The organism is Polaromonas sp. P1_G4, from assembly GCF_056405475.1.
In genome coordinates this window covers 1-8,857 of the sequence record NZ_JBFUCA010000142.1, presented here as the reverse complement: position 1 = coordinate 8,857, position 8,857 = coordinate 1, and the positions used below count along the sequence as shown (strand labels likewise).

Here is an 8,857-nt window from a genome sequence, read left to right as displayed (position 1 = left end):
GTGTGTCGGTCAGCCCGGCTTTGGCTACCAGGCCATTGAGGGTGCTGAGCTGCGATTGGGTGGCAATCGTGTCTGCCACGGACACCGGGGTGGAGGTGGTGGCGCAGCCGGCGAGGGCGGCAACAGCGGTAGCGAGGACCAGAAAGCGGCGGTTCAACATGAAAGATTCTCCTGATTAATCCTGATTAAGACGAGGCCAAGGGTAGGAGAGCCCGATGACAGATTCGTGACGGTAATTTGAAGGTTTTGTGACGCTATAGAGGGGCGGCAGCCCGCCGGGAGGCTGTCATATTTGTCACATCCTTGTCACACAAGATTTCTACAGTCGACGCATCTTCCCGATCAATCCCAACCAGTTTCGACCAATCCCAACCCAAGAGGTGTTCTGATGAACCTGACTTTCAAAGCTTCCCTGACTACCGTAGTAGGCCTTGCCCTGACGTCGCTTGCCACGCTCGCCGCCGCCCAGGACGTGACCGGCGCCGGTGCGAGCTTCCCGGCCCCCCTGTATTCCAAGTGGGCGGCTGACTACAACAAGGCCACCAGCGTCAAGATCAACTACCAGTCGGTCGGTTCAGGCGCCGGTTTGCGCCAGATTGAAGCCAAAACGGTCGATTTTGGCGCCTCTGATGCCCCCCTGAAAGATGAAGAACTGGCCAAAAAAGGCCTGATGCAATTTCCCACGGTGATCGGCGGCGTCATTCCTGTGGTCAATATCAAGGGCATCACCCCCGGCCAGCTCAAGCTGAGCGGCCAGGTGCTGGGCGACATCTACCTTGGCAAGATCACCAAGTGGACCGACCCGGCCATCAAGGCCCTGAACCCCACGCTGCCCCTGCCTGACGCCGCCATCGCACCGGTGCGCCGCGCCGACGGCTCCGGCACCAGCTTCATCTTCACCAACTACCTGAGCAAGGTCAACGCCGAGTGGAAGTCCAAAGTGGGCGAGGGCACCGCAGTGAACTGGCCCGTAGGCGCTGGCGGCAAGGGCAATGAAGGCGTGGCGGCATTCGTCGGCCGTCTGCCTAATTCGATCGGCTATGTGGAATACGCCTACGTCAAGCAAAACAAGATGACTTTTGCCCAGCTGAAGAACGCCGCTGGCAACTTCGTGTCGCCTGAAGATGGCGCATTCAAGGCCGCCGCCGCAGGTGCCGAGTGGTCCAAGAGCTTCTACCAGATCCTGACCGAGCAGCCTGGCAAGGATTCGTGGCCCATCACCGGCGCTACTTTCATCCTGATGCAGAAAGTCCAGGACAAGCCTGCCCAGGCCGCTGCTTCACTCAAGTTCTTTGAGTGGGCTTACAAAAACGGCGACAAAACTGCCGACGACCTGGACTATGTGCCCATGCCTGCCGCCGTGAAAACCATCATTGAAAAAGCCTGGGGCGACATCAAGGACACCTCGGGCAAGGTTGTCGCTTACAAATAAGCGCAACAAGCTGATTTTCCGCAGTCGTTACATACCATAGGGGTTTCTCACGTGTCCTCTACACTTCCGGCTAGCCGGGCCGCTTTTGACCACCCGGCAAAAGCGACCGGACGCGATATGACCAATCCTCCTCCTGGCGGCACTGTGCGCAGAAGCCCCCTGGCAGATCGGCTTTTCGGCTGGGCTGCGCAGGGCGCGGCCTGGCTGACACTGGCCCTGCTGGCCGGCATCCTGGTTTCCCTCGTCATCGGGGCGTGGCCAGCGATCAGCAAATACGGCCTCGGCTTCCTCACCAGCAGCGTCTGGGACCCTGTCAAGGGCGAGTACGGCGGACTGGTCATGATTTACGGCACCATTGCCACGTCATTGATCGCACTGCTCATCGCGGTGCCGGTGAGCTTCGGCATCGCGCTGTTCCTGACCGAGTTGTCACCCGCATGGCTCAAAAGGCCCCTGGGCACCGCCATCGAACTGCTCGCCGCCGTGCCGTCCATCGTCTACGGCATGTGGGGCCTGCTGGTGTTCGGCCCCATCCTGGCCACCTACGTACAGCAGCCGCTGCAAAGCCTTTTGAGYGGCGTGCCTTATCTGGGCGCGCTGGTGTCTGGCCCCCCCGTCGGTATCGGTATTTTGTCGGCGGGCATCATCCTGGCCATCATGATCATTCCCTTCATCGCCTCGGTGATGCGGGACGTGTTTGAAGTGACACCGGTGCTGCTCAAAGAGTCCGCCTATGGGCTGGGCTCCACCACCTGGGAAGTTGTCTCCAAGGTCGTGCTGCCTTACACCAAAGCCGGTGTGGTGGGCGGCATCATGCTGGGCCTGGGCCGGGCCTTGGGCGAAACCATGGCGGTCACGTTCGTGATCGGCAATTTCAACCAGCTCGATTCGCTGAGTCTCTTCCAGGCCGCCAACAGCATCACGTCGGCGCTGGCCAACGAGTTCGCTGAAGCGGGCGAGGGCCTGCACCAGGCTGCTTTGATTTACCTGGGCCTGGTGCTGTTCTTCATCACGTTTGTCGTGCTGTCGCTGTCCAAGCTGCTGCTGGCCCAACTGCGAAAAAGTGAAGGGGTGAAAACATGAGCGCCGTGATGCACGATGCGCGGTTGGCCAAGTTTGCCCGCCGCAAGCGGGTCAACCGGATTGCGCTGGTTCTCTCCCTCGCAGCCATGTCCTTTGGCCTGTTCTGGCTGGCATGGATTTTGTGGGAAACGATTCGCCTGGGCGTGGGCGGTCTTTCATGGGCAACCCTGACCCAGATGACGCCGGCGCCCAATGAAGAGGGCGGTATCGCCAACGCAATTTACGGCTCCTTCCTGATGGTGCTGCTGGCCACTTTTGTGGGCACGCCGATCGGCATCATGGCGGGCATCTACCTGGCCGAATACAACACCAAGGGCATGCTGGCATCCGTGACGCGCTTCGTCAACGACATTCTGCTGTCTGCACCATCCATCGTGATTGGCCTGTTTGTGTACACGGTCGTCGTGTCGCAGTTCAAATCCTATTCGGGCTGGGCCGGTGTCCTGGCGCTGGCACTGATCGTTATTCCCGTGGTGATTCGCACCACGGAAAACATGCTGCAACTGGTGCCGCCAGGCCTGCGTGAAGCGGCTTACGCCTTGGGCGCGCCGAAGTGGAAGGTCATCACCAGCATCACMTTGCGTGCCGCACGTGCCGGCGTGACGACCGGCATCCTGCTGGCCGTGGCGCGGATTGCCGGGGAAACGGCGCCGCTGCTCTTCACGGCGCTGAACAACCAGTTCTGGACGTCTGACCTAAGCCAGCCCATGGCGAGCCTGCCTGTGACGATCTTCAAGTTTGCGCTGAGCCCTTACGAGAACTGGCAGCAGCTGGCGTGGGCAGGCGTGTTCCTGATCACCATGGCCGTGCTTGGCTTGAACATCCTGGCGCGTGTATTGACACGCGCCAAAAACTGACAGGCTGACGCCTTTCCTTTAGACCACACAACACAACAAGGTCACAGATGGATACCCTTACTGCACCACGTGAGCAATCGAAAATTTCGGTCAAGAACCTCGACTTCTACTACGGCAAGTTCCACGCCCTCAAAAGCATCAACCTGGRAATTCCCGAGAAGAAGGTCACGGCCTTCATCGGCCCTTCGGGCTGCGGCAAGTCGACGTTGTTGCGCATCTTCAACCGCATGTATGAGCTTTATCCCGAGCAGCGCGCAGAAGGTGAAATCATGTTCGACGGTGAGAACCTGCTGACGTCCAAAAAAGACGTGGCGCTGATCCGCTCCAAGGTCGGTATGGTGTTCCAGAAGCCGACGCCGTTCCCGATGTCGATCTACGACAACATCGCCTTTGGCGTGAAACTGTTCGAAAGCCTGAACGCTTCGGACATGGACGAGCGCGTGGAATGGGCGCTACGCAAGGCCGCGCTGTGGACGGAAGTCAAGGACAAGCTGAACCAGAGCGGCTCCAGCCTCTCGGGCGGCCAGCAGCAACGCCTGTGCATTGCCCGCGGCATCGCCATCAAGCCTGAAGTGCTGCTGCTGGACGAGCCCTGTTCGGCGCTGGACCCTATTTCCACCGCCAAGGTGGAAGAGCTGATTGCCGAGCTCAAGAACGAATACACGGTAGTCATCGTGACGCACAACATGCAGCAGGCGGCCCGCTGCAGCGACTACACCGCCTATATGTATCTGGGCGACCTGGTTGAGTTTGGAGCAACCGAAGACTTGTTCTTCAAGCCAAAACGTAAAGAAACCGAAGACTACATCACCGGCCGTTTCGGCTGATACGGATTAGGGAGCACACATGCCTGATAAACACCTATCGACCCAGTTTGACAGCGAACTCAACGGCGTCTCTTCGCGCGTGATGGAGTTGGGCGGCCTCGTCGAGTCGCAGATTCGCCTGGCCATCTATGCGCTGTCCCAGTTCAGCGCCGAAAGCGCCAACCAGGTGATCGAAACCGAATCGCGCGTCAACGCGATGGAAATCGACATCGACCGCGAGCTGTCGTCCATCATTGCGCGGCGCCAGCCTACGGCTCGCGACCTGCGCCTGCTGATTGCGATTTCCAAGACCACAGCCAACCTCGAGCGTGCCGGCGACGAGGCCGAGAAGATTGCCCGCATGGTCAAGTCCATCATAGAAAGCGGATCGGCCCGTGCCCTGCCTTCGTCCGACCTGCGCATCGCGGCGGAGCTTGCTTCCGGCCTGCTGCGCAAGGCACTGGATGCTTTTGCCCGGCTGGACACCGCGGTCGCGGTTTCCATCCTCAAGGAAGACGACCAGATCGACCAGGAATTCGACGGTTTTGTGCGCAAGCTCATCACTTACATGATGGAAGACCCGCGCACGATTTCGCCTAGCCTGGACCTGCTGTTTGTGGCCAAGGCCATCGAGCGCGTGGGCGACCATGCCAAGAACATCGCAGAATTCATCATTTACATCGTCAAGGGCGCCGACGTGCGGCACACGCCGATGGAACAGATTGAATCCGCAGTAAAGTAAAGACGGAATGAAACACCTGCCACGCATACTGATTGTTGAAGACGAGCCAGCCATTGCCGAGTTGATTGCCGTCAACCTGCGGCATGGTGGCTTTGACCCCGTGGTGGCGGAAGACAGTGTGTCGGCCCAGCGCGAACTCGACGCTGTGTTGCCCGATGCCATCCTGCTCGACTGGATGCTGCCGGGGCAAAGCGGCCTGGCGTTGGCGCGTCACTGGCGCAAGCAGGCGCGTACCAAGAGCATTCCCATCCTCATGTTGACGGCACGCGGTGACGAGCCCGACAAGGTGGCCGGGCTGGATGCCGGCGCCGACGACTACATCACCAAGCCGTTTTCTACCCAGGAACTGTTGGCGCGCATACGTGCCGTGCTGCGGCGCCGCGCTCCCGAGTCGGTGAACGACAGCGTGACCGTCGGCGGGCTGGTCCTGGACGCCGCCACGCATCGCATTTCCTACCTGGGCCAGGAGCTCAAGCTGGGCCCGACCGAGTTCAAGCTGCTGCACTACCTGATGAAACACGCCGAGCGCGTCCACAGCCGCAGCTCCCTGCTCGATAAGGTGTGGGGCGACCACGTGTTCATTGAAGAGCGCACCGTCGACGTCCACGTCAAGCGTCTGCGTGAGGCCTTGGGCGCAGCGGGCACCATGGTGGAAACTGTGCGCGGCGCCGGCTACCGGCTGACGGCGATGGCCGCCAACAACCCGGTCGCTGCGGCACAATCCAGCGCATGATCAATCGGTGGATTGTTTTTGCCGCCTGCATGATTGTTGGCGGCGGTTTGGGCTTTTGGGCGCGCACCGCAAACGGCTTGACCTTCGGACTGGGCATAGGCTTGGCTGTGGGGGCGATGGTCTGGCTGGTCATCGACAGCTTCTACATCGGCCGCCTGCTGCGCTGGCTGCGCATCGAACAAAACAACGATACACCGGCCGTGACGGCCGGCAGCGCCCCCAGCCTTCCCGGTGTATGGGGCGAGGTAGCGGACCGGACCCGCCGGCTGCTCAAGAATCGCGATCAACAGTTGCAGGAAAGCCAGGCGCGCCTCGATGAATTCCTGGCGGCCATGCAGGCCTCGCCGAGCGGCGTGGTGCTGCTCGACGCGCAAGGCCGTATCGAGTGGTGCAACCAGATGGCCAGCCAGCACTTCGGGTTTGACGCCCAGCGCGACGTGCTGCAGCACATCGCCAACCTGGTGCGTGACCCGGCCTTCAAGGCTTATATGGCAGCGGGTGATTTCTCGCACGACGTGGTGATCCCGGGCAACTTCAGCACGCCGGCCCGCCCGGTGAAGCTGTCGGTGCATGTGCATTCCTATGGCAAAAACCGCAAGCTGCTACTGTCGCGGGACATCACGGCCGTGGAGCTGGCAGAAGCCATGCGTCGCGACTTTGTGGCCAATGTGTCGCATGAGATCCGCACGCCATTGACAGTCCTGTCGGGTTTTATCGAAACCTTGCAAACGCTGCCGCTCAAGGAGCCGGAGCGTGCCCGCTACCTGGCGCTGATGTCGCAGCAGTCGCAGCGCATGCAGACGCTGGTGAATGACCTGCTGACCCTGTCGCGACTGGAAGGCAGCCCGTTTCCGGGCGCCAGTGACTGGATGACCGTCAGTGCGCTGATGGCCCAATCAGAGCAGGAGGCAAGGGCCTTGTCGTTGGTGATTGCGCCGCAGGGCCACCAGCTGGAATTTGACCAGGGGCCAGGCACCGAAATCGCCGGGGTACAGACCGAGCTTTATAGCGCGATGTCCAATCTGGTAACCAATGCAGTGCGCTACACGCCGGAGGGCGGTTTGGTCCGCGTCAGCTGGGCGCTGCTGGAGGACGGGCGTGGTGAGTTCAAGGTCAAGGACACCGGGCCGGGTATCGCGCCTGAGCACCTGCCACGCCTGACGGAACGTTTTTACCGTATCGACCGCAGCCGATCGCGTGAAACCGGGGGCACCGGCCTGGGCCTTGCCATCGTCAAACATGTCGCCCAGCGTCACGGTGCTGAGCTCAACATTCAAAGTGAACCGGGGCACGGCTCCTGCTTTTCCATCATTTTTCCCGTCGTGCGCGTTCGCCGGACTCAACCAGTTTGAGTCACCTTCAGGCTGCGCCTGACTGCATGCCACAACAGAGCCAGAAAACATGCCGCAACGAGGCCAATGGCGAGCGTGCTGGCCGCCCAGAAACTGCTGGCGGACTGCGTCGCGGCCTGGCCTGCAATGCCGTCGTAAGCCAGACGATAGCCCCCCAGAAGCCCAAGGCCCCATAGCAGCACGCCATAAAGGGCCAGCGGCGCAATGGTGATGCGGTAGCAGCGGAGCAAAAAGGCCGTCAGGGCCTGTGTTGCATCGGCGACGTGATAGAACGCAACCCACACCAGCAAAGCGGAGGCCAGCGCGACGATTTCCGGGTTGCCGGAGTACCAGCCTGCCAGCACGGGGCCGGCCATTGAAACCACGGCCGCGAGTGTCAGCGCCGCGAGCCCTGTGAGCTTCAGCCCCAGCAGCACCACGCGTTTTGCGTAATCCGGGCGTCCTGCGCCTATCCAGAACGAAACGCGGGCACTGCACGCGATGGCCATGGACAGCGGCATCATGTAGAGAACCGCGGCCACGCTGGATGCAATCTGGTGGCTTGCGGAGGCCACGGTGCCGAGGCGGGCGATGAAGAGTGCCATCAGCGTGAACGACGTCACTTCCACCAGATAAGCCAGGCCGCCGGGAATGCCGAGCCTGGCGARGTGACCTATTTGCAGCCAGTCCGGCCGTTCCATGCGTTGCCAGATGCGATAGGGCAGGTACAGCGTCTGTGTGCGCAGCATCAGGATGGCCAGCGCCAGCAGCAGGTAGTTCACAATCAGCGTGGCCCATGCGCAGCCGACAGCGCCCATGGGTTCTACGCCGGCACCGCCGGCCACCAGCCAGATAGACAGGGGGATCTTGACCAGCAGGGCGCCGACCTGCAGCCAGGTGACCAACAGCGGCTTGCCCAGTGCCTGGTTGAAGGTGCTGTAGATGCGAAACAGCAGGGATGGTGCGAACGCAAAGGCCAGCACCGCAAGGTAACGCTGTACCTCATCGCGCATCAGTTCAGGCACTTGTGCCCAGCGCAGCAGGGGGCCGGGGAAGAGCATAGCTGCCATACCCACCACCACGATAAAACCGCACAGGTACATGCTTTGGCGCAGCGAAGCACCTACCGCCTCATGGCGGCGCGCGCCCATCATTTCGGCCCAGATGGGCAGCAGCGCCTGGACAATGCCGATCAGGCCAACGTAAACACTGATGTAAAGCGCCGATCCTACCGACAGCGCGGCCAGGGCCTCGTCGCTGTAGCGGCCTGCAATCACCGTGTCGGCCACACCGAAGGCCATGACGGCCAGTTGCCCGACGAGCACGGTGCCCGCGTGCTGGCTGATGATCTTGAGTTCGCTCAAGGGCTGGTTCTTGAGTTCGGGCGGGGAAGGCCCACCCGCTTGAACAGCAGGACGTTTTCCGTCTTGTCCGTGGGTCGGCGCACCGTCGCCTGGAAGGCCCAATCGGGCAAATTAACGACGCGGCTGAGCGTTGGCTGCGCCTCGACATCCACAATCAGGTAGGGGCAGCTTGCCTGCGTTCCGGCTTGCCGGAGCTCGAGCCCGCCGTGGTACTGCAGCGCGGCGGCCTGCGCACTGCCTACGCCGTAAATCTCAACGCAGGCGCTTTTGTCGACGAGATTTGCGATCTGGCGCGACAGGGGCGCAAGGCTGCGGGCATAGTCGAGCAGGGGCAGCCAGAGCGTCATCAGCAGCAGCCAGCACAGGGTGGCGCCGCCGGCAGGCAGTACCAGCGATTTCCAGATGGCCGCACGCTGCGCGCCGGCGCGCCATTTGACGAGCCAAGCCCAGGCTAGGGTGGCCAGCAGTGCGGCCAGAAACGCCAGCCACGAGAAGCTGGGTTCAAACCC

The 8,857-nt window shown here is 61.5% G+C and carries 8 protein-coding genes and 1 pseudogene; 7 read left to right on the top strand and 2 right to left on the bottom strand.

Translation table 11 applies throughout. The features are described from left to right. The first annotated feature begins 388 nt into the window (after positions 1-388). The 7 genes from pstS (at position 389) to phoR (ending at position 7,005) form a co-directional block, all read left to right on the top strand. On the top strand, positions 389-1,432 hold the full coding sequence (gene pstS / locus AC1D1X_RS09345; protein ID WP_477670889.1) for a phosphate ABC transporter substrate-binding protein PstS: 1,044 nt from the start codon (positions 389-391) through the stop codon (positions 1,430-1,432). Between the two features lie 117 nt (positions 1,433-1,549). After that, positions 1,550-2,515, top strand: a complete 966-nt coding sequence (pstC, locus tag AC1D1X_RS09340; RefSeq protein ID WP_477670888.1) for a phosphate ABC transporter permease subunit PstC — start codon at positions 1,550-1,552, stop codon at positions 2,513-2,515. Beyond that, the gene (gene pstA / locus AC1D1X_RS09335; protein ID WP_477670887.1) at positions 2,512-3,372 is read left to right on the top strand and encodes a phosphate ABC transporter permease PstA; all 861 of its coding nucleotides are present in this window, start codon (positions 2,512-2,514) and stop codon (positions 3,370-3,372) included. Before pstC ends, pstA begins: the two co-directional genes overlap by 4 nt. A gap of 47 nt (positions 3,373-3,419) precedes the next feature. Beyond that, complete coding sequence (pstB, locus tag AC1D1X_RS09330) at positions 3,420-4,199, top strand: phosphate ABC transporter ATP-binding protein PstB (protein ID WP_477698179.1); 780 nt, start codon at positions 3,420-3,422, stop codon at positions 4,197-4,199. A 19-nt stretch (positions 4,200-4,218) separates the two neighbouring features. Continuing rightward, positions 4,219-4,920: a phosphate signaling complex protein PhoU gene (gene phoU / locus AC1D1X_RS09325; RefSeq protein ID WP_411879881.1), complete on the top strand. Its 702-nt coding sequence runs from the start codon at positions 4,219-4,221 to the stop codon at positions 4,918-4,920. A 7-nt stretch (positions 4,921-4,927) separates the two neighbouring features. Beyond that, positions 4,928-5,653 (top strand): phosphate regulon transcriptional regulator PhoB, encoded by a 726-nt coding sequence (gene phoB, locus AC1D1X_RS09320; RefSeq protein WP_431096707.1) that lies wholly within the window; start codon positions 4,928-4,930, stop codon positions 5,651-5,653. Next, positions 5,650-7,005: a phosphate regulon sensor histidine kinase PhoR gene (gene phoR / locus AC1D1X_RS09315; protein WP_477670885.1), complete on the top strand. Its 1,356-nt coding sequence runs from the start codon at positions 5,650-5,652 to the stop codon at positions 7,003-7,005. The genes phoB and phoR overlap by 4 nt, the downstream gene beginning before the upstream one ends. On the opposite strand, the gene AC1D1X_RS09310 is transcribed toward phoR, so the two are convergent. Both AC1D1X_RS09310 and AC1D1X_RS09305 read right to left on the bottom strand, forming a co-directional pair. Next, positions 6,993-8,348: an MATE family efflux transporter gene (locus tag AC1D1X_RS09310; RefSeq protein ID WP_477698178.1), complete on the bottom strand. Its 1,356-nt coding sequence runs from the start codon at positions 8,346-8,348 to the stop codon at positions 6,993-6,995. The two genes, phoR and AC1D1X_RS09310, sit on opposite strands and share 13 nt — an antisense overlap. Further along, a pseudogene (locus AC1D1X_RS09305) lies at positions 8,345-8,857 on the bottom strand (hypothetical protein); the annotation flags it as partial. The gene AC1D1X_RS09310 and the pseudogene AC1D1X_RS09305, both read right to left, overlap by 4 nt.